Genomic DNA, 26,188 nt, shown 5'->3' on the forward strand with positions numbered 1-26,188 from the left:
CCGATGCCCGATCTCCTCGACCGCCTCGGCGCGGCCCTGGCGAGGGGCCGCGAGGCCCTGCCCCTGGTGCGCGTCGGCGGGCCGATCCAGGAGGTCACCGCCAGCGCGGCCCGCGTCGCCGGCGTGGCGCCGTTCATGACCCTCGGCGACCGCATGGGCTTCCTGGCCAACGGCCGCGAGCAGATCGGCGAGGTCGTGCGCGTGGATGCGGGCGGCGTGACCGTGAAGCCGTTCGATTCCCGGATCGATGCCGGGATCGGAACCCTGGCCTATCGCCTCGGCGACCCGACCCTGCGCCCGGACCCGAGCTGGAAGGGCCGGGTGATCGATGCCCTCGGGCGCCCCATCGACGGCCTCGGCGACCTCGTCCCGGGCGCCCGCGCCGTGCCGCTGGAAGCCGCCCCGCCCCCCGCCATGGAGCGGGCGCGGGTGACGCAGCCCCTGCGCACCGGGGTTCGCGCCCTCGACCTGTTCACCCCCCTCTGCCTCGGCCAGCGCATCGGCATCTTCGCCGGCTCCGGCGTCGGCAAGTCGACCCTGCTGGCGATGCTGGCCGGGGCCACCGGCTTCGACAGCGTCGTCGTCGCCCTGGTGGGCGAGCGCGGCCGCGAGGTGCGCGAATTCCTGGACGGCGCGATGGCGCCCAACCGGGCCCGGTCCGTCATCGTCGTCTCCACCGGGGACGAGAGCCCGATGATGCGCCGTCAGGCGCCCAAGATGGCGCTCGCCATCGCGGAATCGTTTCGCGACGCCGGCGAATCCGTGCTGCTCATCGTGGATTCCATCACGCGCTACGCCCACGCGGCCCGCGACGTCGCCCTGGCGGCCGGCGAGCCCGCGGTGGCGCGGGGCTATCCGCCGAGCGTGTTCTCCGACCTGCCCCGCCTCCTCGAGCGGGCCGGCCCCGGCCTCGACGGCGCCGGCACCATCACGGGCGTGTTCTCGGTGCTCGTCGACGGCGACGACCACAACGATCCCGTGGCGGATTCGATCCGCGGCACCCTCGACGGGCACGTGGTCCTCGACCGGGCCATCGCCGAGCAGGGCCGCTATCCGGCCGTGCACCTCCTCGGGTCGATCTCGCGCCTGGCCTCCGAAGTCTGGACGCCCGAGCAGCGCGAGCTCGTCCGGCGCCTCAAGGCCATGATGGCCCGGTTCGAGGAGACCCGCGACCTGCGCCTGATGGGCGGCTACCGCACCGGCGAGGATGCCGAGCTCGACCAGGCCATCCTCCTCGTGCCGCGGATCTACGAGGCTCTGCGTCAGGAACCCGGCATGGCGGCGAGCCAGGACGCGTTCCTGGAGCTCGCGCAGTTCCTGCGGACGTGAGGCCGATCATGCCGCCCGCTGCCCCATCCGCCCCGTTCCGTCCCCCGCGCGCGCGGCCACCCAGCCCCGCGCAAGCCTGCCTTCCTTTAGTGCCCGCCACACCGTCGCGCCGCGCCGCGATCCCCCTCTTCGAGGTGACGTCATGAGTCTCATCAGCGTTTTGCGCACCGGCGTCTCCGGCATGAATGCGCAGTCGAACCGCATCTCCACCGTCGCCGAGAACGTCCAGAACTCGAGCACCACGGGCTACAAGCGCTCGGCGGCCGAGTTCTCGTCCCTGCTGATCGATGGCGGCTCCACGGCGAACTACACCTCCGGCGCGGTCGAGACCACGATCCGCCGGTCGATCGGCACCCAGGGCCCGGTCACCTTCACGTCCTCGAAGACCGACCTCGCCATCCAGGGCAACGGCTTCTTCGTGGTGCAGGACGACAACAAGGCGTCCTACCTGACCCGCGCCGGCAACTTCGTGGTGGACGGGCCGACGGGCAACCTCGTCAACGCCGGCGGCTTCACCCTGATGGGCTACAGCCTCGTCGACGGCCAGGCGCCGACCCCCGCCCTCAACAGCACCGACGGGCTGGTGCCCGTGAACATGGCGAGCCTCGGCCTCCGGGCGTCGCCCTCCACCAAGGCGACGATGGGCGGCAACCTCGCGGCCGACACGCCGACGCTCGGCGGAACCGTGTCGCCGACGAACTATTCGAAGAAGACCTCGCTCGTCACCTACGACAAGCTCGGCAACAGCGTCACCCTCGACATCTATCTGAAGCACACGCCCGCGGACGCGACCGCCACTCCGCCGGTCCTCCCCAACACCTGGACCGCCTCGGTCTATGGACCGGACCAGACGGCCCTGACCGCGCCGATCCAGTTCGTCTTCAACGCCGACGGCAAGCTCTCCGGCCCGACCACCGCGAGCTTCACGATTCCCGGGGGCGAGCCCTTCACCCTCGACATGAGCGGCATGACGCAGCTCGCCGGCGCCGACGCCCTCAAGGGCACCGCCAACGGCAAGGCGCCCTCGGCCGTGACCGGCACCGAATTCGGCCCGGACGGCCTCGTCTACGCGACCTACGCCGACGGCACCCGCCTCGAGGCCTTCAAGATCCCGATCGCCGAGGTGAAGAGCCCCGACAATCTCGATCCGCGCGCCGGCAACGTCTACCTGCCGTCGCTGAACTCCGGCGACCTCCAGATCGGCTTCGCCGGTCTCGGCGGCCTCGGCACCCTCAAGGCGAGCGCCCTGGAGCAGTCCAACGTCGACGTCAGCACCGAGCTGACCTCGATGATCGAGTCGCAGACCGTCTACACCGCCAACTCGAAGGTGTTCATGACCGGCAACGAGCTGCTCGAGACCCTGATGAACCTCAAGCGCTGAGGCCACGCCGGAGCCCGGCGCCGGGCTCCGGCGCCGGGCCTCGACGACCCGTCCGCCGCGCCCCCCGGTGCGGCGGCGCCCGCCGCCCACCACCCGCCCGCTTTCCAGGACATACCCGATGGGCCTCGCCCTCGCCCTCAACTCCGCCCGGACCTCGCTGCTCGCGACCTCGACGCAGATCGCCGTCGCCGCGCGCAACACGGCCGGGGCGAGCGATCCGTTCTACACCCGCAAGATCGCCAACCTGGTGGCGGCCGGCGGGGGCAGCGCGGTCTCGATCCAGCGAGCCACCGACGTCGCCCTGTTCGACCGCAAGCTCGCCGGAACCTCCTCCGTGGCCGCGAGCGAGGCCGTGCTCGACGGTCTCGCCACCCTTCAGGGCACCATCGGCGACACCGGCGACGGCACCTCTCCGGCTGCGCGCCTCGGGGCCCTCAACGCGGCCCTGAAGGCCGCGGCCAACCAGCCCGACGACGTGGCGCTGGCGCGCGACGCGGTCGACCGGGCGCGCGACCTCGCGACGAGCCTGAACAGCAGCGCGGCGGCCGTCGAGACCGTGCGCGCGCAGGCCGATGCCGGCCTCGCCGAGTCGGTCGTGCGCATCAACGACCTCCTAACCCAGTTCGAGGCCGCCAACCGGGTCGTGACCCGCGGCACCGCGAACGGCAGCGACGTGACCGACGCCCTCGACGACCGCGACCGCATCCTCGCCGGCCTGTCCCAGGAGATCGGCATCTCCACGGTCGTGCGCGCCGGCAACGACGTCGCGATCTACACCGACAGCGGCGTCCCCCTGTTCGAGCGCAGCGCCCGGCGCGTCGCCTTCACGCCCACCGCCGCCTTCCCGGCCGGCACCACCGGGGCCGCCGTCATCGTCGACGGCGTGCCGGTGACGGGCGCCGATTCCCCGATGCCGGTGCAGTCCGGCCGCATCGCCGGCCTGGCGGAACTGCGCGACGGCGTGGCGACCCGCTACGAATCCCAGCTCGACGGGATCGCCGCCAGCCTCATCGACGCCTTCGCCGAGACCGGGACCCGCGTCCTGAACCAAGCGACGCGCCAGGTGAGCGCCCTCGGCGCCCTCGCCACGACGGAGGCGTTCCGCCCGGGGGCCGCCGCGGGCACGGCCGGGACGGCGGATCTCGGCGGCGCCAACGAAGTGGCGTTCGCCCTTAGCCTCGCCGACGGCTCCGCCGTCAAGATCGTGCTGAACGCGAGCACGATGGCGGGTGCGGCCGCCGACCCGTCCCGGGTGACCCCGGCCGAGCTCGTCGCCGCGATCAACGGCCGGATCGCCGCCGACACCGCGACGCCGTCGCTCTCCGGCAAGGTCACCGCCGCCCTCGACGGCGCCGGGCGCCTCACCTTCACCACCGCGGCGGCCTCGGGGGCCGCCGCGCAGCTCACCGTCCAGAACCTGGACGCCACGGCCGGCCGGACGCTGGTCGATGTCGGCTTCGGCGTCACGGGCGGGGTCCCGCCGCGGGCGGCCGGCCTGTTCGCGGCGGATGCCGGCGGGTCGGTGCCGAGCGGTCCCTTCGCCGCCACCGGGCTGGCCGCCCGGCTCCGGGTAAACGCCTCGGTCGATCCGCAGCGCGGCAGCGACGTCGCACTGCTGCGGGACGGTGGCATCGCGGGGGCCGATTACCGGTCGAATCCGGCGGCCAGCGGCGGCACCGCCTTCGCGGGCCGCCTGCGGACGCTGGCCTCGGTCCTGACGGCCGACCGCGCCTTCGACGCCTCGGCGGACCTTCCCAGCCGCGGCAGCCTCCAGGATTTCGCCACGGCGTCCGTGGGCTGGCTCGCGGGCAAGCGGCAGGCCGCCACCGCGGAGTCGAACTACCAGTCGACGCTGCTCGCCCGCGCCTCCGACGCCTATTCGAACGCCACCGGCGTCAACACCGACGACGAGACGGCGACGACCCTCGCGCTCGAACGGTCCTACACCGCCTCGGCCAAGCTGCTGACCCTGGTGAACGATCTCCTGAAAACCCTGATGGACGCGGTGCGATAGACCCCATGCGGACCAACGCCCTCTCCACCCTGAGCTTCTGGAACACGCCGCGCATCGGCGTGGCCCGCATGCAATCCGACATGGCGCAGGCCAACCAGGAGATCGTCACCGGCCGTTATGCCGATGTCGGCCTGGCGCTCGGCAGCCGCACCGGCCTCGCCGTCGGGCTGCGCCAGAAGAGCGCCGAGCTCGCCGCCCTGCGCGACAGCAACAACGCCGCGAGCCTCCGGCTCGGCACCTCGCAGGCCGTCCTGAAGCAGATCCAGGACGGGGCCGACGCCACCCTGACGGCGCTGACGGGCGTCCCCGAGGACAAGCGGGCCGGCGTCCTCAAGGACATGGCGGCGAACCGGCTCGGCACCCTGACCGCGCTCCTCAACACCTCCGCGGGCGGCCAGTACGTCTTCGGCGGCACCCGGACCGCCGCGGCGCCGATGTCCACCTACGCGACGAGTCCGGCCTCCCCGGCGAAGACCGCCGTCGACGCGGCCTTCCGCGCGGCCTTCGGGCTGTCGCAGGACAGCGCCGGCGTGAGCGCGATCACGGAGGGCGACATGGCGGCCTTCCTCGACGGGCCGGCCTTCCAGGGCCTGTTCGCCGAAGCGTCGTGGGGGACGACCTGGTCCGCGGCCGGCACCGCGCCCCTGACCAACCAGATCTCGCTCAGCGAGACGGTGGAGACGTCGGCGAGCGCCAACGCACCGGCCCTGCGCAAGCTCGCCATGGCCTACGTGATGGCCTCCGAACTCGGGTCCGCGAACCTCTCGGCGGCCGCCCAGGGCGTCCTGACCACGCGGGTCGCCGGGCTGCTGGGCGAGGCGAGCAAGGGCCTGATCACGCTCCAGGCCGATCTCGGCCGCTCGCAGGCCGCGATCGCGGCGGCCAACACCCGGCTCGAGTCGCAGACCTCGCTGCTCGACGCCCAGATCATGGACATGGAGGGCGTGGACCGGGCCGAGGCCAAGACCCGGGTCGACCGCCTGTCGACGCAGGTGCAGATCTCCTACGCCCTGACCGCGCAGCTGCGGCAGCTCTCCCTCGTCAACTACCTCTAGCGCGGCGCGGGGCCCGGACGACCGAGCCCCGTCACGACCCGGCGGCGGGCGCCTTCCCCGGAAGGCCCCGTCGGCCCCAACGGCTCATCGGTCCGATCCGCGCCCGGGCGCGGCGGGCCGCGGATACACGGGACAGGACCGATATGTACCAGTTTTCCTACGCCGAGATCCTGGAGGAGGCCCCGGCCATCGCGCGCGAGCGCGAGCGCGCCGCCTTCGACCGGGCGCTCGACCTGCTGCGCATCGCCGACCGGCCCGATGCCCAGCAGCCGGATCGCGCCATGGCGGCCGGCTTCCTGCAGAGCCTCTGGGGTGTGCTCATCGAGGACCTCCAGAGCGAGGAGAACGGCCTGCCGCCGGACCTGCGCGCCGACCTCGTCTCCATCGGCCTGTGGAGCATGCACGAGGCCAACGCCGTCATCGCCGAGCCCGACCGCGCCCTGTCGGCGCTCATCGCGGTCAACACCTCGATCCGGGACGGCCTGCGGTGAGCCGGACCATGCGCCTGTCCCTGCGCGCCGGCGAGCGCGTCTACGTGAACGGCGCGGTCCTGCGCGTCGATCGGAAGGTCTCCCTGGAGCTTCTGAACGACGCCACCTTCCTGCTCGAGACCCACGTGCTGCAGGCGGAGGCGGCGACCACGCCCTTGCGCCAGCTCTACTTCGCGGTCCAGGCGCTGGTGATCGATCCGGCCAACGCGGACGGCGCCCGCGAGCTCTGCCGCACCCTGCAGGCGGGTCTCCTCGCCGTCGTCGCCGATCCGGAGATCCGCGAGGGCGTCCTCGGCGCCGGCCGGCTCGTCGAGGCGGGCCGGCTGATCGAGGCGCTCAAGCTGATCCGCGGGCTCTACGCGGCGGAAGCCGCCCTCATGGCCGCCCCCTCGGCCGCCCCCTCGGCCGCCCTCGCTCCGGTCGGGGCCGCCGCACCGGTGCTGCGGGCCGCGCCCGTCGTATCCCCCGTCCACCCGGCCTGACCGGGCCATCGAACCAGGAGGCCCGCCTATGAGCGTCGCCAGCGTCCCCAGCACGGCCACATCCCAGACGGCCGCCACCGCCGCCGCCACCAAGTCCGCGACCGGCATCGCCGCCTCGATGAACGCCGACACCTTCCTCACCCTGCTGATGACGCAGCTGAAGAACCAGGATCCGACGAAGCCGATGGATTCCACGGCCTATGTCAGCGAGCTGGCGACCTTCTCGCAGGTGGAGCAGGCGACCAAGACCAACACCAAGCTCGACTCGCTGCTCTCCTCGAGCTTCCTGTCGCAGGCCGACCAGATCATCGGCCGCACCATCACGTCCTCGGACGGCACGGTCACGGGCGAGGTCCAGTCCGTGAAGATCACCAGCGAGGGCGCCCTGGCCCGCCTCACCAACGGCCAGGACGTGCTCCTGGCGCAGGGCATTTCCCTGTCGCAGTGACGGCGTTCCGGCGTAGAGTGGACGCGAAACCCCACAGGACAAGGCCGCTCCCCGGATGAACGAGGTCGACGCCCTCGAACTCGTGCGCGCCGCGATCTGGACCGTGATCGTCGCGGCGGGACCCGCGATCGGCGCCGCGATGCTGATCGGCATCCTGGTGGCGCTGCTCCAGGCGCTGACCCAGATCCAGGAGGTCACGCTCACCTTCGTGCCCAAGATCGTGGTGATCCTGCTGGTGCTCCTCGTGACCAGCTCCTTCATCGGGGCGCAGATCTACACCTTCGCCGAGGCCACCTACGGGCGCATCGTCACCGGGTTCTGACCGAGGCCCCGCAGGACGATCCCGGCCGTCTCCAGCCGCGCCCGCACCGCCCGCGCCAGGCCCACCGCATGCGCGCTGTCGCCGTGCACGCAGACCGAGTCGATCCGCGTCGGCAGCAGGGAGCCCTCCGCCGTGAGGAGGCCGCCGGCCTGCACCATCGCCAGGACCCGGTCCGCCGCCGCCTCGGCCTGCGTGATGAGCGCGCCGGGCTGGCCGCGCGGGATCAGCTGGCCCGCCTCTGTGTAGCCGCGGTCGGCGAAGATCTCCGCATGGACGGCCAGGCCCGCCGCCTCGCCGGCCGCGACCTGCTCGGTCCGGGCGATGGCCAGGAGGCCGAGGGCGGGATCGACCGCGCGCACCGCCCGCGCGATCGCATCCGCCACGTCCCGCTCCGCCGCCGCGCGGTTGGCCAGCGCCCCGTGCGCCTTGACGTAGGTCAGGCGATGGCCCGCCAGGGCGGCCAGCGCCTGCGCGGCGCCGACCTGGTAGGCGACCTGCCGCTCGATCTCGGCCGGGCCGAACGGCATCGGCCGGCGCCCGAAGCCGGCAAGGTCGGGAAAGCCCGGATGCGCCCCCACGGCGACGCCCCGCGCCCGCGCCAGGGCGAAGGTCTCGGCCATGATCTCGGGGTCGCCGGCATGGAAGCCGCAGGCGACGTTGGCCGAGGTCACCAGGGCGAGCATCGCCGCATCGTCGCCGCAGCGATAGGCGCCGAAGCCTTCCCCCAGATCGGCATTCAGGTCGATGGTCGGCATCTGGCGCATCCCCGGCTCGGCGCGACCCCCGGCCGCTGGCGGCGCGATCCTAACCGACGACGCCGTCGATGAGGTTGGTCCCGAGCAGGAATTCGGACGGGAAGTCGGTGCGCAGGACGGGCTGGCGCGGGATGTCGGGGATCAGGGCGTCGCGCTCCGCCCGCCGCGCCGCCACCGCCTGCGCGCGGTCGACGGCGGCGAAGCGCAACGCCGTGCCCGCCTGGGCCTGGGCCAGGCGGCCGAGATCGGCGCCGATCACCGTGGCGATCTTCGGGTAGCCGCCGGTGGGCTGGCGGTCGGCCATGAGCACCAGGGGCTGGCCCGAGCCCGGGACCTGGATCGCCCCCATGGCGATGCCGTCGGAGACGATGTCGTGGGTCCGAGCCCGGAGGGACGGGCCCTCGAGGAAGCTGGCCATGCGGTCCCCGCGCGGGCCGATCCGCCAGGGACCCGCCAGGAAGGTCTCGATGGCGGACGCCTCGAACAGATCGTCCTGCGGTCCGAGGACGACGCGGATCACGTCCGGCGGCCGATGCAGCCAGGGCGCCGCGAGGCGGCACGGGTCGCCGACCGAGGCGCGCGCAGCCCGGACCGCGAGGGCGTCGCCCGCCCGCAGGCCGCGACCGTGCAGGCCGCCGAGCCCGGAGCGGGTGTGGGTCGCCGTCGAGCCCAGCACCGGCGCCACGGCGATCTCGCCCGCCACCGCCAGGCTGCACCAGGCCCCGGCCCGGCCCGCCCGCAGGGTGAGCCGCGCGCCCGGCCGCAGGGTAAGGGCGACGGCGCCGGGCAGGGGGCGCCCGTCGAGGTCGATGCGCAGGTCGCCGCCCGCCAGGGCGACGTCGAGGGCGGTCGCCTCCGCCGTGAGCGACAATCCGCCGAGGGAGACCTCGATGGCGGTGGCGCCCGGGGGATTGTCGAGGGCGCGGTTGGCGGTGGCGTGGGCGAGGGGATCCATCGGCCCGGCCGGCGTGATGCCGTAGCGGAGATAGCCGTGCCGGCCGGCATCCTGCAGGGTGACGCCCGCCCCGGCCGAGAGGATCCGAAGCGTGGCCTGCGCCGTCACGGGCTCCTCCTTCACGGGCTCTTCCGTCACGGGTCCGTCCATCACGGGTCCCTCCGCGCGAGGATCTCCCCGCGCGCCGCGCGGGCCTCGAGGGCCGCGAAGGTGGCCGCGTCGATCGGCTCGAAGCGCAAGCCGTCGCCGGGCTCGACGAGGAAGCTCTGCGGGCGGGCCTCGGAATAGAGCCGCTCCGGGGTCCGGCCGACGACGTACCAGCCCGTGGGCATCGGGACGGTCGCCACCGCCGCGAGGCCGCCGCCCACCAGGAGGGCGTTGGCGGGATGGGGAGGGCGCGGCGTCCGGCGGCGGGGAATCGCGAGGGCCTCCGGCAGGCCGCCCAGATAGGCGAAGCCCGGCGCGAAGCCGTACATGTAGACCCGGTAGGTCCCGCTTGCGTGACGCGCGGCCACATCCGCGGGCGCCAGGCCGGCCCAGTCGGCGACCGCCCCGAGATCCTCCGCCAAATCCTCCGCCAAGGCCGGGTCGTAGCAGCAGGGCAGCGTCCAGGTGCGGCCGGGGCGCGATCCTGCCGGGGGCCGGTCGAGGAGGCCGCCCACCCGGGCCGCGAGGGCGTCGCGGTCGAGCACCAGCGGGTCGTAGTGGATCATCAGCGAGCGATAGGTCGGCACCGTCTCCAGCATGCCGGCGACCGGGTCCTGCGCCAGGGCCGCGTCCAGGGCGAGCACCCGCGCGTTCAGGGCCGGATCGACCCGCGCGCCGAACTCGACGACGAGCGCCGCCTCGCCGGCATCGCGGAACCGGACGGCGTCCGGATCGGTCGGCGTGCTGGCCTCGGCCTGCGACACGGGGTGATCCTGAGACGGTTGCGGCGGGGGGCCCAGCGCGGGCGGCCCTCAGCGGGTGGACTTCTTCTCGCGCTGGTAGGAACGGATCGCCCGGGCGCAGTCCGGCGAGAGCTTGCGCAGGTTCTGCCGGAAGCAGGCCTCGACCTCCGGTCCGCCGGGGGGATGCATGCTGCAGTGCTCGAGGTAGTCCCCGGTGCAGGAGAGCTTGAGCAGCTCGCGGATCGGCGTGGGTTCGGCCGACGCGGTGCCCGAAACCAGGGCGGCACCGAGGAGGGGGAGGACGAGGCGTAGATCAGGCATGGGGCGATCGGGACTTTCCAGGGACACGGGACGGGCGACGCCCGCTGGGTTCGAAATCCCAACGCCCGGCGCCGATGCAGACAATGATCTTAGCACGCGCGCACCCGCGCGGCGGAATCGACGTCCCCTCAACGCGCGTCGCGCCCGTTCGGTCGCGTCTCCGAGGCCGTGCCCGATGCCAGGCGACCCTCGCGCAAGCTTGCGGCGCGACAAGCCCGTGTTGATTCACGGGGGTTGAGGATCCGCCATGGCGGCAAGCGCCACGATCGCAGGAGAGCGCCGGTCCCAGAGGGACATCGGGTTCGCGGCGGGCATCGTCGCCATCCTGGCGATCCTGTTCCTGCCGGTGCCGGCGATCCTGCTCGACATCGGGCTCGCCTTCTCGATCGCCCTGTCGGTGCTGATCCTGATGGTGGCCCTCTGGATCAAGAAGCCGCTGGAATTCTCGGCCTTCCCCACCGTCCTGCTGATCGCGACCCTGCTGCGCCTGGCCCTCGGCATCGCCACCACCCGGTTGATCCTGGCCAACGGTCAGCACGGCGTGTCGGCGGCCGGCCACGTCATCCAGGGCTTCTCGCAGTTCGTGATGAGCGGCGACTTCGTCATCGGAATCGTGGTCTTCCTGATCCTGATCACGGTGAACTTCCTCGTCATCACCAAGGGCGCCACCCGCATCGCCGAGGTGGGCGCGCGCTTCACCCTCGACGCGATCCCCGGCAAGCAGATGGCGATCGACGCCGACCTGAACGCGGGCCTGATCGACGACAAGGAGGCCCAGCACCGCCGGCGCGAGCTGGAGGAGGAGAGCGCCTTCTTCGGCTCCATGGACGGCGCCTCGAAGTTCGTGCGCGGCGAGGCCATCGCCTCCCTCATCACCATCGCCGTCAACGTGTTCGGCGGCATCATCATCGGCACCACCCGCCACGGCATGCCGCTGGGCCAGGCGGCCGACGTGTTCACCAAGCTCTCGGTGGGCGACGGCCTCGTCTCGCAGATCCCCGCCCTGATCGTCTCGCTGGCCGCCGGCCTCCTGGTCTCGAAGGGCGGCACGCGGGGCACCGCCGAGCAGGCGGTGATGGGCCAGCTCGGGGCCTACCCGCGCGCCCTCTCGGTGGCCGCGGCCCTCATGTTCCTGTTCGCCCTGGTGCCGGGCCTGCCCTTCGTGCCCTTCATGGCGCTCTCCGGGCTGATGGCCTTCACCGCCTACGCGATCCCGAAGAAGCTCGCCGCCCAGAAGGCGATCGTCGATGCCAAGGCGGAGGCCGAGGAGGAGAAAAAGCAGGTCGCGCTACGCGAATCCGTCAAGGAGTCGCTGAAGACCCCGGAGATCGAGCTCTGCCTCGGGCGCCAGATCGCGGCCCAGGTCCAGGGGACGCAGTCCGAGCTGTCGCACCGGGTCGCCAAGATGCGCCGCAAGTTCGCGCGCCAGTACGGCTTCGTCGTGCCCGACATCAAGCTCACCGACAGCCTGGCCGTGCCGCCGAAATGCTACCAGATCCTCATCCACGGCACCGTGGTGGCGACCCAGGAACTGCGCCCGGGCGAGCTCCTCGTGGTCACCGGCGACGGGCCCGTGCCGGACGTGCCGAGCGACGAGGTCCGCGAGCCCGCCTTCGGCATGAAGGCGCGCTGGGTCCTCGACGCCTATGCGGGCGAAGTGCGGCGCGGCGGCTTCGAGCCCATCGACGGCTCCTCCGTGCTGCTGACCCACCTCTCCGAGGTCATCCGCAACAACCTGCCCACGCTCCTGTCCTACAAGGACATGCGCAACCTGCTCGACCGGCTCGACCCCGAGTACAAGCGCCTGCTCGACGAGATCTGCCCCTCGCAGATCTCCTATTCGGGCCTGCAGGCGGTGCTCAAGCTCCTGCTCTCCGAGCGGGTCTCGATCCGCAACCTGCACCTCATCCTGGAGGCCGTGGCCGAGATCACGCCCCATGCCCGCCGGGCCGAGCAGATCGCCGAGCACGTCCGCATGCGCATCGCCCAGCAGATCTGCGGCGACCTTGCCGAGAACGGCGTGCTCGCGGTGCTGCGCCTCGGCAGCGCCTGGGACCTCTCCTTCCACCAGAGCCTGAAGCGCGACGGCAAGGGCGAGGTCATCGAGTTCGACATCGACCCGCGCCTCGTGGAGCAGTTCGGCACCGAGGCGTCGGAGGCGATCCGCAAGCAGATGCGCGAGACCCGCAACTTCGCCCTCGTGACCGCGCCGGACGCCCGCCCCTACGTGCGCATGATCATCGAGCGGCTCTATCCGACGCTCGCCGTCCTCTCGCACCTGGAGATCGCGCGCGGGGTCGAGATCCGCTCCCTCGGGACGATTTCGTGACGGCGCCGCTCCTGGCGGTGCTGGGCCCCGAGAGCTTTCTCGGGGTGTTCCTGATCTTCTGCCGGGTCGGCGCCTGCCTCCTCATCGTGCCGGGCTTCTCCAGTCCCCGCGTGCCCGCGCAGGTCCGCCTCCTGATCGCGCTGGCGGTCTCGCTCGCCCTGACCCCGATGCTGCTGCCCCTGTTCCAGGGCAAGCTCGCCGCGCAGGACCCCGGCGCCACCCTGGGCTGGATCGTCACCGAGAGCCTGACCGGCCTCGTCCTCGGCTTCCTCGGCCGGATCTACTACGTGGTCCTCGAGACCGTGGTGAACGCCGCCGCCACCATGGTGGGTTTCGGCGGCATGCCGGGGTCGGTGGCCGAGGGCATGGACCCGGTGCCGGCGGTGGAGGCGATGATCATGATGGCCGCCGCCGCCCTGCTGTTCGCCGCCGACCTGCACTGGGAGCTGTTCCGCGGCCTCGTCGATTCCTACGGCCGGATCCCGCCCGGCGAGGGCATCGGCTCGCAGGTCGCCCTGGTGCGCATCGTCGACCAGGTGACCACCGCCTTCGTGCTGGGCCTGCGCATCACCGCGCCGTTCCTCGTCTACGCGGTGGCGGTGAACCTGGCCGCCGGCTTCATCAACAAGCTCGTGCCGCAGATCCCGGTCTACTTCATCGCCACGCCGTTCATCATGGCCGGCGGCCTGATGCTGCTGTACCTCATCAGCAACGAGTTCATGATGCAGTTCGTCATGGGCTACTTCGACTACCTGCGCCGGGGCTGAGACCATGACCACCCGCCTCCGGCTCCTGCGCGCTCAGCGCCTGCTCAAGGTCCAGGAGCAGATGCGGGGCCTCGCCGAGCGCGACCTCGCCGCCAACCGCGCCCGGACCGCCCGCGTCGAGGCCGACCGGGCGGCCATGCTGGCCACCCTGGCCGGCGAGACCATGCACGGCCTGTTCCTCGACGCCGCCGCGCGGCGCCTGCGCGCCCTCGCCACGGAGGCGAGCGAACTCGGCGCGACCTCGACACGACTGTCTGAAATACTGAAGGCCCGCGGCCTCGCCGAAAAGCGCGCCGAGCGCCAGGCCGACAGCCTCCTGAAGCTGCGCGACCACGAGCGCGAGCAGCACGCCCTGCTCGAGCAGCTCGACCTCATGACCGCAGGCGGGGCAAGGCCGCTCGACTGATCCCCAGGCCACGATGCAAGCCTGCCGAAAGCCAGGGCGCCTATGCCTCCCAGGGACCGGCTCCCCGAACCCGCTGAAGCGCCTGCCATGAGCATCTCGCCTCCCTCCGACATCGTCCTCGATGTGGCTCGCGCCGCCGATCCCGGCCGCGTGCAGGAGGCCGCCGCGAAGCTGTCGGCCCCCGGGACCGATCCGGCGGCGTTCGGCGATGCCTACCGCATGGCCGGCGTCTCGGTGCACATGCCCCTCGACGCTCGCGGGACGTTGACCGCCCTGCAGACCGACAACGCGGTCTCGGGCGCCGGCAAGGCGGGCGATCCCTACAAGCAGTTCGAGGCCTTCGTCCTGCGCCAGTTCGTCGAGACCATGATGCCCTCGAAGGCCAGCGCCGTCTTCGGCAAGGGCAATGCCGGCGGGATCTGGAAGTCGATGCTCGCCGATCAGGTCGGAACGCAGGTCGCCCGGGCCGGCGGCGTCGGCATCGCCCGGATGCTCGAGGCGGCGCGTCCGCTGAACCCGCCCGCGGCGGCCGTCGCGCCGTCGACCAAGACCGCGTCGACCAAGACTTCGGAGAGCTGAAACCCCATGCTGCTCGCATCCCTGAAGCGCCTGGAAGCCACCGTGACGGCGGAGACCGAGGCCCTGCTGGCGCATCACCCCGTCGACCAGGAGGCGGTGAACCGTCGCAAGAGCCAGAGCCTCCTCGAACTGACCCGCCTGACCCGCGACCTCGATCCCGCCGAACTCGACACGCCGGTGCTCGACCAGCTGCTGCGTCTGCGCGGCGCCCTCGAGCGCAATCAGGACGCCGTCGGCCTGCACCTGCGGGCCGTCGAGGAGATCTCCGGCATCGTCGCGGAGTCCCTGCGCGCGGCGGAATCCGACGGCACCTATTCCGGCCACGTCCGGCGCTGAGGTCCGCTCCCCGCCATGCGCATCCTCGTCACCGGCCTGTGGATCTGCGGCCTCACCATCCTGTCCTGCTACGCCGCGGTGACCTGGGGGGCGGGGCTGTTCGCCAAGAAAACTGAGCCTTACCTCGAAGGTCTCCAGTACCAGAAACTGCCACCCATCAATGTGCCGATGGTCGTCGATGGCAAAGTACAGGGCTACATCGTCGCCGTCCTGGTCTTTACTGCCGATGCGCGGCTGATGCACACTCTCTCTGTGCCGCCGAATGCCTTCGTCGTCGATGAGACGTTCCGGCAGATCTATACGGACCCGGCGATCGATTTCAAACGCCTGTCCCGCTACAACGTCACCCAGCGCCTTGCCGAGATCCGCAAGCAGGTGAACGCCCGCCTCGGCTCCGACGTGGTCAAGGACGTGCTGGTCGAAGAATTCAACTTCGTCGCCAAGCGCGAAGTCCGTTCCTGAAGGGATGTCCGATCCCGAAGGGACCTCCCTTCCTCATGCGAAGTGCGTATCCGAGGATGGGCCTCACGCCTCCGCAAGCAGGCGCTCGAAGGCGGGCTCGTCCAGGAGGGCGGTGAGCCGCCGGTCGGCATCGGCATCGGCCGCGAGGGCGAGACCGCCGCAGACCGTGCCGGCACCGGCGAAGGCGTAGCCGAGCACGCTCGTCGGCTGAAGGCCGCCGGCGGCCGCGGCGACGAAGCCCCGCAGGGCCCCCGGATGGGCGTTGCAGCCGTTGCGGAGAGTCAGGCCGGCGCAGCGCCCGGCGACCGCCACGGGGGAGAGCGAGAGCCGGTGGCGCCCGGCCTGGGCCATGGCCCGGCGCGGACCCGCCAGGGCCAGCAGGATCTCCGGCGATAGGTGGACCGCGCCCTCGAAGCTGAGGCTGCCCGACCCGCTGAAGCGGTCGAACACCGCCAGTCCGGAGAGGTCGTCGAGAACGAGGAAAACGCGCCGGTGCGCGACGTCGGGACCGTGGACCTGCGTGGCGAGGCGGTGGGCGGTGGCGCCGATGAGGCGCTCGGCCCCAAGGTAGAGGGCCGGCCCCGCCATCGGTTCGCTCTGGTCGAGGGCGGCCACGTTGTGGCCGGCCCCCGAGAGGAGGTGGTGGCGGGCGGCGCCGCTCTCGACCTGGCTCGACCCGCCGGCCTCGACGATCCAGCGCACCCCTTCGCAGGCGTAGACGAAGGAGCCGACGTCCCGGTGGCCGGGGCCGGGACCCTGGCCCTGGCTGGCGAAGGTGCAGGCGAAATGGCCCCAGCCGCGGCCGGGGGCGTCGTGGCGCTGCGCGATCATGCCCGAGGACGGGTCGACGCGGCCCGCGGCGGGCTCCAGGGTGACGCGTGGTATACCGGGACGGTCGCGTCGCGGTCGCGCGTCTCCGGACCAGCGCGTCGCACTCAGCGCGCGACCCGCCTGCGCACCGAGGCGCCCGATCCAGCCGGCGGCATCCTCGCCGGCGGGCGCGTCCCCGAACGGGGGCAGGCGCCCGGTCGGATCGAGGAGACCGGCGACCGCCGGGAGCCCGGCCGCCACGAGCCGGTCGAGGCGGCCCCTAAGCGCCGACTCGGCGGGGTCGTCGGCGTCGAGGCCGAGCCCGAGGGCGCGCAGGAGGGTCAGGAGCTCGAGGCGCGGGTGCAGGGCGGGGTCGGAGAACCGCCCCTCCGCGTCGAGGAGCGGCGCGAGGCCGGTCTCGAGGGCGGCCCCGGCCAGGGCGAGCCAGTGTGCCGCGAGCGGCAGCAGCGGCAGGGCGCGGGCGACGATGCGCAGGGCCGCCGCCGCCTGCAGCTGGTGGATTGAGCGGCCGAAGGTGTTCTGGCCCAGAATCTCGGCGAGGGCGAAGCCGTGCCGCACCGCCTCGCCCGTGAGGGTGAGGGAGGCCGGGCCGCCGGGCTTGCCGGCCCGGGCGAGGAGCCGCACCAAGGTCTCGGTGCGGGCGGCGAGGGCCGCCGGGTGCAGGGCGAGGCCGTCGGTGGGCGCCCCCCAGGGGTTGGCCCGGGACCAGGACAGGGCGAGGCCGACGGCGGTGGCGCCGCCGCCCGGTGCCTCGGCCAGCGCCGCGAGCCAGGCCAGGGACTGGTACTCCAGGCGCCAGGGCACCGAGCGGAACGGATCCTCGGTCCAGTCCGGCGCCTCCGGCAGGGTCCAGGCGGGCTGGCCGGCGAGGCGCAGGGCCCGGTCGAGGCCGGCGGCGCGGTGGCCCTCGCCGCGCTGGATCGCCCGGGCGCGGGCGAGCACCGCCGGCACGGCGGCCACCGCCTCGGGCTGCGGACACCAGCCCTCGAAGGCGGCCCCGGGCAGGGACAGGCGCTCGGCCAGGCGGGCAAGGAAATCCGGGGCCGCGAGGAGGTCGTCGGCGCAGAGGCTCTCCAGCCGCATCCGGTCCTCCAGGGCCACCTCCGGCGAAGCGAGGAGCTCGGCCTCCGGCCCGTCCGCCTCCCAGGTGGCGAAGCCCACCGCCACCCGCGCCGCCCCGGCGGGGGGCTGGAGCTCCAGGGTGAAGCGGCGGGCCTGCTGGTGGGCGGAGAGGTCGACGAAGGCCCCGAGCCCCGGCACCGAGAGGGTCCCGGGATAGGGGGGGGCGAGCTCCGCCCCGGACCGATCGCGGTAGACGATGCGGGCGAGCGCCGCGTGGGTGCCGGGCTGCGGCGTGTGGAGCTGGCCGCGCAGCACGAGGCCGCAGCCCGGCACCAGGGCGTGGTCGCGCCAGGCCGGCTCCGGCCCGAGGCGGTGCCGGGCGCGGGGGATCAGGGCCGGCGACGGTGCCAGATCCGTCCCCTGGGCAAGACGCGCTTCCGAGACCGCGAACGGCGCGCTGTTGCGCCAGGAGCGGAGCGTCACCGTGATCCGGGTGGCCGGGGCCGGGACCCGGAAGGCGAGCTGGAGGCGCCCGGCCCGCGCCCCGTGCGTCTCCGGCGGCAGGGCGGCCGGCCCGGCGATCCAGGTGCCGTGCGGGTCGAGGAGCGTCCGGTCGAGACCGGGCACGTGGTCGAAGTCGAGGCTCGAGCCGTCCTCGGCCAGGAAGTCGATCCCCACCAGGGCGAAGTCGAGGGCGGACCCGGCGGCCTCCTCCGCCGCCCAGGCGAGGCGGAAGCCGAGGCAGCACCACGCCTCCGGCATCAGCCCCCCGAAGGGCAGCACCACCCGCGACCAGCGGTTCTTGGCCGGAACCCAATGCTCGTTCTCCCCCGGCCCGACGCGCGCGCCCCCGGCATAGCGGGCGGCCTCGGGCAGCAGGACCCGAAGGCCGGGCGCGCTCGGTTCGCTCACGAGGCGGACCGGGCGGAGGCGGGGGGAGGGGACATCGGCAAGGCGGGGTGCGGCGCGGGGGTAAGTCGGTCTGGCCGACGTGGTGGTCCAGGGCGCCCCGGTGTCGGCGCGATGCCGCCACTGAGGCGGTCGGGTCGCTCCGTGTCAAGCATCCGCCGGCCTTCAGGGGGCAGCATGCCCGACAGCCGGTGCTCCGCGCCGAGCGACGTGATGCGGCAGGCTCGGACATGCCGGCGTGTGACGGGGTGAAGGTCCTGGCGGAGGTCCGGGATCGCCGCGCGGTCCGCGTCTGCGCAGGGCCGGAGATCGGCCGTGCCGTCGCTCGCCGGGGGCGACGATGAGGCCGATCGTGTCCCCGTAAGGTTCTCGCTCTGTCGATCGCGTGTAAACTAAGGGCCGTAAAAAATGTTTAATCTGTTGCGAGCAATTTAAATTCCTCAAATAGCATCGATTGTTCTTGTATATTTCTCGATATAACGCTTGTAAACACGATTTTACGTGAGATTGTTTTCTTCATCTGCGGCTCATATATTCGACATGGGTGTAATTGGTTACCAACGAAATAGTAATCATCGTATCAATGACGCAATCGACAATGTCGCCTGGGAGCAGACCATCCTGTTGGGGATCTCCCAAGCACAGGTCGCCTTGAATCACATCCAGATCAACTTCAAGGACCTCGATCTGTCGCGAACGAAGTCTGAGGTCGACGCCGCCGCCAGCGCCGTGCGGGACGCCGAACGCGCGATGCGCTGCTGGAACCGCCCATCGCGCTCGCGCTGAAGCCGGAGGTCCTGCGCGAGAGCGGGAAAGCTCTGGAAACCCAAGCCGTCGCGGCCATCCACGGCATCACGGGGCGGATCCGCGACATCAACACCGTGGCGGCCAGTATCGCGGCGGCCGTGGAGCAGCAGAGCGCCGCGACCCAGGAGATCGTGCGCAACGTGGCCCAGGCCTCGAGCGGCACGGCCGAGGTGACCGACAACATCGCGGGGGTGGCACGAGCCTCCGAGGACACCGGTACGGCAGCGGCCCGCGTGCTCACCTCCGCGTCCGAGGTCTCCCGGCAATCCGAACACCTCTCCGGCGAGGTGCGGCGTTTCCTGACGACCGTTCGGGCGGCCTGAGACGCGCGGCGCGCAGGCTCCCTGCCGCGACGGGCGCCGTCCCGGATCGGACCGGTCCCGGTCGAGGCCTTCGGCGTCCTGCGAGCGCGGGGCCTGTCTCCCGGACGGACAGGGACAGGGGGCGCTGGGTGACCTCGGCGGGGGCGCCCGTCACCCCGGCCCCCGCCCAAACCGGAGCGGGAGCCTCGTCGGACCCCGCCCCCGCCGAGGCGGACCGGAGGCGGGATCGGGTACGCCCGCGTTCGCGACGGTGTCGCCGCGGGTGCGTGGAAGCCGCCGTCGCGGGACTCCGTCGCCCAAGGCACGGACCCGCGATGGAATGCGCGGCGAGGCGTCATGCTCGAACGGCGCGCCTCCTCGGAGCGAGGATGGACGATCGGGCGCGAACCGGATCTCCGGGCTTGCATTGCCGAATGCCCGATCGGACGCGTCCGGGACCTCTGCGTTCCAGGCAAACCGCGCAGGGCGTGGCGGAGAGACCGCGCGGGGCGTTTCGGAAAGACCTCGCAGGCCCCCTGACGGTGCCGCGTCGCCGTGACGAGCCTCGGCGGGAAACGGCGCGCGATCGGAAGGGCACCATTCTCCGGGCCGCGGCCGAAGTATAGAGCGCGGCGTCTGCAAGCACGGCCCTTGTCGGAGATGTCGCGGTCGCGCCCGAAGGGCGCGGTGTCCTGTCATCGCACGCCCGTCCGCGCCTTTGAGACGGCTCCCTGATCGCGTGGTCACGCAGCGGGCGGTTCGGCCGTCGGGCGATCACCACGCGATGAACGCGGGGTGTCGTGCTGGCATCTTCGCACCGACCCTGTCAGACCCTTTGGGCTCTTGGGACCCGGCCGGGACGTTGCTGCGCGGGGGCCTTGCGGTTCGGGAGCCCTCGGGCAGGTCTCGGGACGGACCGGGACCACCCGGGGCGCGGGATTGACGACATCGAGGAACCCCCATCCGAATGACTGTCACACCCGTCGCCCGGCGTCCGGTTTCTCGCAGCGGGTGTGCCGGGCAACCATGAGCCAGAACCCGACGCTGCGATCGCGGGCAATGCGGGGGCTGTTCTGGTCCCTGCTGCAGAACGTCGTCGGCCGCCTGATGAGCGTGCTGCTGTTCATCCTGATCGCGCGCTTCGTCACGCCCGATGAATTCGGCTTCGCGTCCACGGCGATCGTGGTCGTCAGCTTTCTGGCGCTGATCGCCGACTTCGGCATGGGCGACGCGCTCGTGCAGCGTCCGCAGTTGCGGGCGGGCGATCCCGATCTCGCCCTGTACGTCTCCCTGGCCGGCAGCGTGATCCTGGCCGGCCTCCTCATCGCCGCCGCCCTGCCGATCGCCCGAATCATGAAGGCGGAAGCGCTGGCGCCCTATCTGCAATACGCCACCCTGTTCTGTCCGATCCTGGTCCTGATCAGTTTCCAGGAAGCTCTGTATCGCCGCGCCGAGCTCTTCCGCGCGCTCGCCTTGCGGACCGTGTTCGGGATCTTCGCCAGCGGGGTGGTCGGGCTCACCCTCGCGCTGAACGGGTGGGGCGCCTGGGCGCTGCTGGGCCAATTCAGCACGCAGGTCGTCCTATCGGCCCTCTGGCTCTGGTCCCGCTCGACCTGGCGTCCGTCCCGGGCACCCGATCCGGCCGTGTTGCGTCAGCTGCTGCGCTTCGGGGTCAGCCTCGTCCTCCTCCGGGCGATCGACTTCGTGGCCATGCGAAGCATCGATTTCGTGATCCTCAGTCGCCATGGCGCCGCATCCCTGGGGCTCTTCGCCGTCTCCATGCGGATCGATCAGACGCTGACCCAGCTGGTCCAAGTGAGCGTCTCGGCCGTCGCGCTCAGTTTCCTGTCTCGGATCGCCTCCGATCCGCAGCGGCTGGCCCGGTCGTTCCTCCGGACGGTCTCGCTGTGTGCCACGTTCGGAACCCCGGTCTTTCTCGGTGTGGCTGCGTTGTCACCGGATCTCGTTCGTCTTGCGCTCGGAAGCCGATGGATGGGTGCCGATGAGATCGTGCGCCCTCTCCTGATCGTCGGTGGCGTTCAATGCATCCAGTTCATCTGCGGCTCGTATCTCATCGCGATGGGGCGCCCTGGGACGCTGCTGGGCCTGATCGTGGCAAAGACACTGATTGTGGTCCTGGGTCTCGTCATCGTTAAGAATTCAGATCTTCAGGAAACAGTCATCACCTACTCGCTCCTGCTGCTCTGTGAGGCGCCCATCACGTTCAGCGTGATGGTTCATCGTCTCTCCCTCAGGTGGAGTGATCTCGCGTCGGCGATTATTGCCCCCTGCGGTGCGTCGATCCTTGCTTTTGTTGTGGCCGAAATCGTTCGTGCCGAATTGACCGCCAAGGTCCCAGCGAATCTTCTGATGGTCTTGATTTTTACGATTTTCGTGACAGTCTTCTTCGGTATCTTGTTTTCTTGCGCGCTCAGGCAGTTTAAAGACAATGCGGGGTTTGTCCTGAGCGGCTTGAGAAGGCAATGAAAAGCACGCCTGAGACAAAAATCGGAGAAGGGAACGCACAAATAGATAGACGGAAAGGTTTGATATCCATCTGTATTCCGACCTGTAACCGCCCGGACTTTCTCAGGCAGGCCGTCGAGAGCTGTCTGTCCCAGAAATACCGTCCGCTAGAAATTCTGATCGGGGACGACTCGGGCGGAACCGTGAGCGGGGCGATGATTGCCAGCCTGCCCGCGGCGTCCGAGGTGGAAATCCGTTATCGGCACAACGCGCGGCGCGCGGGGCAGGCGCGGAATATCAATGCGTTGTTCGCGTCGGCGAAAGGCGAGCGGCTGATCCTGCTGCACGACGACGATCGCCTGTGTGACGACGCGATCACGACGCTCACGAACGCCTGGGATGCGCATCCGGGGTGTCTGTGCGTGTACGGCATGCAGTACGTCATCGACGAGACGGGGCGGATTCTGCCGAAGCGCACCCGGATCTGGAACCGGACCTATCATCGGATTCCGGAGGAGGCCGGCCCTCAGCCGGTGCCGCTCGTCGCGGCGCTCCGGCAGCAGATGCCCAACAACAGCTACTTGGTCTCATCGGCGCGGGCCCATGCGATGGGCTTTCGGTCCGAGGACGAGGTCGGGGACTGCGTCGATGCCGATTTCGGCATCCGCCTCGGTGAGACGGCCGATCCGCACGCGTTCGTCTTCGTCGACAAGTTCGTCTCGGAATATCGGCTGACGTCGAATTCCATTGCACGATCGGACCTGATCAACCGCCGGCAGGACCTGTTCTATGACTCTGTTCGGGCAGTCCGCGGCGGCAAGGAGATTTGCGCGGCCCGCGATGCGCTCCTCGCCAGGGTCGCCGTCGGCGCCACGGTCGATGCGGCCCTGGCGGGGCGAAAATGGATGGCCCTCCGCATCCTGTTCTCCCGACATTACCGCTTGCCGCTCCTCAGCAGGTGGACCGTGTTCCGGCTGGCCTGCATCGGCTCGCCGCGGATCGCGCTGACGCTGCGCCGGCGGCTCCGCCCCTATTTCCTGGTGCGGAGCGCGCCCGACGTCACGCTCGAAGATTCGTGAAGTCCGCACGGGTGCGCGGCTCGATCGGGCGCCGATGGGCTCTTGCGTCGCCTTACACGGGCTTTGCGCCCCGCGCCCGCCAGTTGGCCTGAACGCGCGCCTTGAGCTTCGCGATGCGAGCCTCGTGCGCGGCCCAGTAGGCCTTCTCGAATTCCGGCGTTCCCCGCTTCGCGCCCTTCGGGAGGGGCGTCCTGGTCAGGGACGCCCGAACGGCGCGTCGGAGGGATCCGGGTGGCGCCTGCGCCTCCCGTTGCGCCTCCGGGACGTCGAGAACCGACTGGGCGCGACGACAATAGGTCACCGACAGGGGCGACATGACATCCGACCCGTGACCGGCCCGGTACTTCATCAGGGTCCGGCAGAGGTCGCCCTTGGCCAGACGCCAGGCTTCGGCCAGGTACCGGACACCGTACCGGACGTTGACGTCGGGTCGGGCCAACTCCGCCGGGCTCCCCCGGAAGCCCAGCATCGCGGCGGTGGTCGGCAGAACCTGCATCAGGCCGATCTCGCCCGCGCCTCCGATCACGGTCGGATCGTAGCCGCTCTCGATCTGCGTCACGGCGTCGGCAATCTCGGCCGGCAGCCCCTCCGACGCGGCCTCGCGGTGGACGATCAGCCGGTAAGCCGTCCGTGCGCTGCCCTGATGTGGGGGGAGATCCGTGTCCGTGAGGAGCGGAATCAGATGATCGGCGTGCGCCAGGACCATGCGGGCGGGTTGGGCCTGCGCCTCCGCTGCCACGCAGAGCAGACCCAGGGCGATCAGCGGTCGAGCCTTCGGCACTTCGATGTCCCTCGTTCGCCGCACGGCCCGGGCGCTGGGCGGAGGCGTGAATGATCCCAACGGGAGGTCGCCACGGACAGTTGCGTCAAAGGTGACATTCGCGTCGAACGTATGGCATAGGTTCGAGCCGGGTGCTGCTCTCAACTTGCAGGTCCCAATCGAGGCGCATGCTTATGGATCTGTTAAAGTCGTATTGGGACAGTTTAGTCGCGTTCATCCTTCCTTATTGGGACGCGTCCGTTGCCTATGTCGCCAGCATACCTGCGCCGATCATTCTGGGGTGGTACGTACCGGGTCTGATCGTGTTGGGATTTGTGCTTGGTTACGCGCTCCGGGCCTCGATCTCTCGGAGACGACGGAACCGTGCGCGGCGGGCGCGAAACGGCTGGTAGAGCCTCTGACGCGTCGGTGCGTCCGGGGCCGGGCCCGCTGACGGAACGAGCGCCGGTCTCCCGGCCCGAACCGCGGCCCGTGACCCCTGCGCAGGGGGCGGTCGCCCTCGGGGAGAGGGCTGCGCGCCATCCCGCAGCCCGCCCCATCACCCGGAGGGTGTCCGGGCGACGCGGGTGCCGATGAGGAACAGCAGGGCGACGCCGAGGGCGACGAGGCTCGGGGGAACCGCCGCGGCGAGGCCGCTGGCGAGCGCCGAGCCGGCGACGTCGCCGAGGTTCATCGCCGCCATGTAGATCTGGAACTGCGTGGCCGAGGCCCGTCCGGTCCGGCTCGCCAGGAGGACGGTCGGCAGCAGGGCGACGTAGAGGAGGGCCGGCACGACGTTGGCGAGGCCCAGGATGACGGGCCCCGTGGCCGCCTCCAGCCCGGCCGCGATCAACCCGCCCGCGATCCCGAAGGCCGCCGCGCAGGCGACCAGGAGGGCGCGCAGGGCCGGCCCCGGGCCGAGGCGGTCGACGGAGGCGCCGATGCCCGCTGCCCCGAGGGTTCCGCCCAGGAGGGCGAGCAGGGCCTGCAGGCGCGAGAGTCCGCCCGCGTCCCAGCCATGCACCTGCACCAGGGCGACGGCGAAGGGTACCTGGAACAGCGCCAGGGCGAAGTCGATGGCGAAGCACAGCGCCAGCAGGCGCGCGGCGTCGCGGCTCCGGAAGCCGTCGGCGAGCCCGCGCGCGAAGGCGGCCGCCGCGGCGATCCGGCCCGGTCCGGCTGCACGGGCCGGCCCGCGCTGCGGCCATGCGAGGAGCCGGTCCCCCGGGGCCTCGCGCACGAGCGCGGCTGCCAGGGCGATGGGGGTGGTCAGGCCGAGGAGGGCGCCCGTCGCCGCGGCGAACCCCCCGGCTTCCAGCACCCAGGCGAAGAGGGCGGTCCCGGCCGCGCTGCCGAGGACGAAGCCCGCCCGGGTGGCCGCGCTGGTGCGCCCCAGTTCGCCGGCCGGCACGCTGTCGGCGATCAGGCGGTCGGTGGCGGTGTCGGCCAGGGAGGCGGCCAGGCTGTGCAGGAGGAGGACGAGGCTGACCGCCGTGAGGCTCGGGGCGCCGCCGAGGAGGAGCAGGCCGGCGAGGCTCGCCTGTGCGCCGGCCAGGGCGAGGACGAGCCAGCGGCGGCGCGGCCCCATGCGGTCGGGGGTCGCCCGGTCGATCACCGGCCCCCAGAGCAGGGGCTGCAGCACCCAGGGCAGGCCGACCACGGCGAGGTGGCGGCCGACCTCCGCGGTGGAGGCGCCCACGGCGGCGAAGTGGTTGGCCAGCGCCGTCAGGGCGAAGCCGGCGACGAGCCCCTGGTAGAGGTAGAGCAGGGTGAAGAGGCCGACCCGCCAGCGCGCGTCCTGCAGGCTCGGCGGCCACGGCGGCATCGGGTCCGGTCCTCGCTCACGCCGGCCAGGCGCCGCCGTCCGGGCCGCGCGGACCCCGTGCTTAGCCGACGCGACTGGCCGGCGTCACCCCGTCTGGCGGGATGCGCCGGCCCGGACGGCCTCAGTAGCGCGGGCCGCCCGAGGTGTTGCCGCGCTGCTGGGCGTAGCCGGGCAGCATCGGATTGCGGGCGTTCGGATCGCCGTGCATCAGGCGGTTGCGGGTGTGGTGCAGGCGATGGGCGCGCGAATGGTGGATCGCGTCGTGGCGATGGCCGCGATGGCGCATGTGGTACTTGCGCGCCTTGTAGTTGCCCGCGTGGCCGATCGATGAGCTGGCGCGCATCCGCTCGGCCGGGGTCAGGCCCGGAGCGGCCGAGGCCGAGCCGAGGGAAAAGCTGGCGAACATCAGGCCGGAGGCCAGAACCATGGCGAGGGTTTTCATGTGAGACTTCCAGTCATGTGCTCACGAGCGGCACAGTGCGGCTGTAAGTCTGTTCCGAACTTGATGTTCCGCGGTGTTGCTTGACATTAATGTCATGGATTATCCGGCCTGGCCTGCACGTGGACTTGAGGAATTCATAGAGAATTCAATAGACCACGCGCAGGCAGCGGCTACCGGCCTGCGATCCGGCCCGGGCCCGCGACCGGCAGGGTGGGCGCGGCGGCGTTGGTGCTCTCCTTGTAGATCGGTACGATGACCCGGAGCCAGCCTCGGGTCTCGCGGCCTCCGTAATTGCGCTCGACCACGTCCTGGGTGACGTAGGCCTGCAGGTTCACCGGGCCGAAATTGTACCCGACGAGGCCGCCCACCGCGATCTGGCCCTG

The 26,188-nt window shown here is 71.5% G+C and carries 25 protein-coding genes and 2 pseudogenes; 18 read left to right on the forward strand and 9 right to left on the reverse strand.

What is annotated here, in order from left to right:
* Positions 1 to 3: 3 nt before the first annotated feature.
* The 8 genes from fliI to ASF41_RS11060 all read left to right on the forward strand — a co-directional run bounded on the left by fliI (position 4) and on the right by ASF41_RS11060 (position 7,522).
* Positions 4 to 1,329: a flagellar protein export ATPase FliI gene (fliI, locus tag ASF41_RS11025; RefSeq protein ID WP_056493175.1), complete on the forward strand. Its 1,326-nt coding sequence runs from the start codon at positions 4 to 6 to the stop codon at positions 1,327 to 1,329.
* 142 nt (positions 1,330 to 1,471) lie between these two features.
* Positions 1,472 to 2,710 carry a flagellar hook protein FlgE gene (locus ASF41_RS11030; RefSeq protein WP_056274209.1) on the forward strand — a complete coding sequence of 413 codons (1,239 nt, stop codon included), beginning with the start codon at positions 1,472 to 1,474 and terminating at the stop codon, positions 2,708 to 2,710.
* 118 nt (positions 2,711 to 2,828) lie between these two features.
* On the forward strand, positions 2,829 to 4,724 hold the full coding sequence (flgK, locus tag ASF41_RS26450; protein ID WP_056493179.1) for a flagellar hook-associated protein FlgK: 1,896 nt from the start codon (positions 2,829 to 2,831) through the stop codon (positions 4,722 to 4,724).
* Positions 4,725 to 4,729: 5 nt separating this feature from the next.
* The gene (locus ASF41_RS11040; RefSeq protein WP_056274202.1) at positions 4,730 to 5,779 is read left to right on the forward strand and encodes a flagellar hook-associated family protein; all 1,050 of its coding nucleotides are present in this window, start codon (positions 4,730 to 4,732) and stop codon (positions 5,777 to 5,779) included.
* A gap of 143 nt (positions 5,780 to 5,922) precedes the next feature.
* Positions 5,923 to 6,270, forward strand: coding sequence for a flagellar biosynthesis regulator FlaF (gene flaF, locus ASF41_RS11045; protein ID WP_056213195.1), 348 nt, complete (start codon positions 5,923 to 5,925; stop codon positions 6,268 to 6,270).
* A gap of 8 nt (positions 6,271 to 6,278) precedes the next feature.
* Positions 6,279 to 6,752, forward strand: a complete 474-nt coding sequence (gene flbT, locus ASF41_RS11050) for a flagellar biosynthesis repressor FlbT (protein WP_056493182.1) — start codon at positions 6,279 to 6,281, stop codon at positions 6,750 to 6,752.
* 28 nt (positions 6,753 to 6,780) lie between these two features.
* Positions 6,781 to 7,200 carry a flagellar hook assembly protein FlgD gene (gene flgD / locus ASF41_RS11055; protein WP_056213421.1) on the forward strand — a complete coding sequence of 140 codons (420 nt, stop codon included), beginning with the start codon at positions 6,781 to 6,783 and terminating at the stop codon, positions 7,198 to 7,200.
* 55 nt (positions 7,201 to 7,255) lie between these two features.
* Complete coding sequence (locus ASF41_RS11060) at positions 7,256 to 7,522, forward strand: flagellar biosynthetic protein FliQ (RefSeq protein ID WP_056181443.1); 267 nt, start codon at positions 7,256 to 7,258, stop codon at positions 7,520 to 7,522.
* Here the strand turns inward: ASF41_RS11060 and ASF41_RS11065 are convergent.
* The 4 genes from ASF41_RS11065 to ASF41_RS11080 are packed head-to-tail and all read right to left on the reverse strand — an operon-like array spanning position 7,495 to position 10,443.
* On the reverse strand, positions 7,495 to 8,277 hold the full coding sequence (locus ASF41_RS11065; protein ID WP_082487887.1) for a 5-oxoprolinase subunit PxpA: 783 nt from the start codon (positions 8,275 to 8,277) through the stop codon (positions 7,495 to 7,497). The genes ASF41_RS11060 and ASF41_RS11065 overlap by 28 nt on opposite strands.
* A 49-nt stretch (positions 8,278 to 8,326) precedes the next feature.
* The gene (locus ASF41_RS11070; RefSeq protein ID WP_056493186.1) at positions 8,327 to 9,382 is read right to left on the reverse strand and encodes a biotin-dependent carboxyltransferase family protein; all 1,056 of its coding nucleotides are present in this window, start codon (positions 9,380 to 9,382) and stop codon (positions 8,327 to 8,329) included.
* On the reverse strand, positions 9,382 to 10,143 hold the full coding sequence (locus ASF41_RS11075) for an allophanate hydrolase subunit 1 (RefSeq protein ID WP_056493189.1): 762 nt from the start codon (positions 10,141 to 10,143) through the stop codon (positions 9,382 to 9,384). The genes ASF41_RS11070 and ASF41_RS11075 overlap by 1 nt, the downstream gene beginning before the upstream one ends.
* A gap of 48 nt (positions 10,144 to 10,191) precedes the next feature.
* On the reverse strand, positions 10,192 to 10,443 hold the full coding sequence (locus tag ASF41_RS11080; protein ID WP_056493192.1) for a hypothetical protein: 252 nt from the start codon (positions 10,441 to 10,443) through the stop codon (positions 10,192 to 10,194).
* A 247-nt stretch (positions 10,444 to 10,690) separates the two neighbouring features.
* Between ASF41_RS11080 and flhA the strand changes: the two genes are divergently transcribed.
* The 6 genes from flhA to ASF41_RS11110 all read left to right on the forward strand — a co-directional run bounded on the left by flhA (position 10,691) and on the right by ASF41_RS11110 (position 15,322).
* Positions 10,691 to 12,772 carry a flagellar biosynthesis protein FlhA gene (flhA, locus tag ASF41_RS11085; protein ID WP_056213205.1) on the forward strand — a complete coding sequence of 694 codons (2,082 nt, stop codon included), beginning with the start codon at positions 10,691 to 10,693 and terminating at the stop codon, positions 12,770 to 12,772.
* Positions 12,769 to 13,539: a flagellar biosynthesis protein FliR gene (gene fliR, locus ASF41_RS11090; protein ID WP_056213207.1), complete on the forward strand. Its 771-nt coding sequence runs from the start codon at positions 12,769 to 12,771 to the stop codon at positions 13,537 to 13,539. Before flhA ends, fliR begins: the two co-directional genes overlap by 4 nt.
* Before the next feature lie 4 nt (positions 13,540 to 13,543).
* Positions 13,544 to 13,945 carry a hypothetical protein gene (locus tag ASF41_RS11095; RefSeq protein ID WP_056493195.1) on the forward strand — a complete coding sequence of 134 codons (402 nt, stop codon included), beginning with the start codon at positions 13,544 to 13,546 and terminating at the stop codon, positions 13,943 to 13,945.
* An 87-nt stretch (positions 13,946 to 14,032) separates the two neighbouring features.
* Positions 14,033 to 14,524, forward strand: a complete 492-nt coding sequence (locus tag ASF41_RS11100; RefSeq protein WP_056213211.1) for a rod-binding protein — start codon at positions 14,033 to 14,035, stop codon at positions 14,522 to 14,524.
* A gap of 6 nt (positions 14,525 to 14,530) precedes the next feature.
* Entirely contained in the window at positions 14,531 to 14,860 is a 330-nt protein-coding gene (locus tag ASF41_RS11105) for a hypothetical protein (RefSeq protein ID WP_056213212.1), read from the forward strand.
* Between the two features lie 15 nt (positions 14,861 to 14,875).
* Positions 14,876 to 15,322 carry a hypothetical protein gene (locus tag ASF41_RS11110; protein ID WP_056213214.1) on the forward strand — a complete coding sequence of 149 codons (447 nt, stop codon included), beginning with the start codon at positions 14,876 to 14,878 and terminating at the stop codon, positions 15,320 to 15,322.
* A gap of 63 nt (positions 15,323 to 15,385) precedes the next feature.
* Here ASF41_RS11110 and ASF41_RS11115 read toward each other — a convergent pair whose 3' ends face one another.
* Positions 15,386 to 18,127, reverse strand: coding sequence for a heparinase II/III family protein (locus ASF41_RS11115; protein WP_056493198.1), 2,742 nt, complete (start codon positions 18,125 to 18,127; stop codon positions 15,386 to 15,388).
* Between the two features lie 498 nt (positions 18,128 to 18,625).
* On the opposite strand from ASF41_RS11115, the gene ASF41_RS24765 reads away from it, so the two are divergent.
* The 4 genes and pseudogenes from ASF41_RS24765 to ASF41_RS11135 all read left to right on the forward strand — a co-directional run bounded on the left by ASF41_RS24765 (position 18,626) and on the right by ASF41_RS11135 (position 22,778).
* Positions 18,626 to 18,910, forward strand: a complete 285-nt coding sequence (locus ASF41_RS24765) for a hypothetical protein (RefSeq protein WP_156653265.1) — start codon at positions 18,626 to 18,628, stop codon at positions 18,908 to 18,910.
* Positions 18,911 to 18,951: 41 nt separating this feature from the next.
* Positions 18,952 to 19,254: pseudogene (locus tag ASF41_RS11125) on the forward strand (methyl-accepting chemotaxis protein); the annotation flags it as partial.
* 1,005 nt (positions 19,255 to 20,259) lie between these two features.
* Complete coding sequence (locus tag ASF41_RS11130; RefSeq protein WP_082504285.1) at positions 20,260 to 21,720, forward strand: oligosaccharide flippase family protein; 1,461 nt, start codon at positions 20,260 to 20,262, stop codon at positions 21,718 to 21,720.
* Positions 21,717 to 22,778, forward strand: coding sequence for a glycosyltransferase family 2 protein (locus ASF41_RS11135; protein WP_082504287.1), 1,062 nt, complete (start codon positions 21,717 to 21,719; stop codon positions 22,776 to 22,778). The genes ASF41_RS11130 and ASF41_RS11135 overlap by 4 nt, the downstream gene beginning before the upstream one ends.
* 52 nt (positions 22,779 to 22,830) lie before the next feature.
* Here ASF41_RS11135 and ASF41_RS11140 read toward each other — a convergent pair whose 3' ends face one another.
* From ASF41_RS11140 to ASF41_RS11155, 4 genes and pseudogenes are all read right to left on the reverse strand, one after another.
* On the reverse strand, positions 22,831 to 23,559 hold the full coding sequence (locus ASF41_RS11140; protein ID WP_244479623.1) for a lytic transglycosylase domain-containing protein: 729 nt from the start codon (positions 23,557 to 23,559) through the stop codon (positions 22,831 to 22,833).
* Positions 23,560 to 24,097: 538 nt separating this feature from the next.
* Complete coding sequence (locus ASF41_RS11145) at positions 24,098 to 25,363, reverse strand: MFS transporter (RefSeq protein ID WP_056493213.1); 1,266 nt, start codon at positions 25,361 to 25,363, stop codon at positions 24,098 to 24,100.
* 121 nt (positions 25,364 to 25,484) lie between these two features.
* A complete protein-coding gene (locus ASF41_RS11150) occupies positions 25,485 to 25,805 on the reverse strand; it encodes a hypothetical protein (protein WP_056493216.1) in 321 nt (106 codons plus the stop codon).
* Positions 25,806 to 25,975: 170 nt separating this feature from the next.
* A pseudogene (locus tag ASF41_RS11155) lies at positions 25,976 to 26,188 on the reverse strand (transporter); the annotation flags it as partial.

The sequence above is a fragment of the Methylobacterium sp. Leaf111 genome, from assembly GCF_001423285.1.
Lineage (GTDB): Bacteria > Pseudomonadota > Alphaproteobacteria > Rhizobiales > Beijerinckiaceae > Methylobacterium.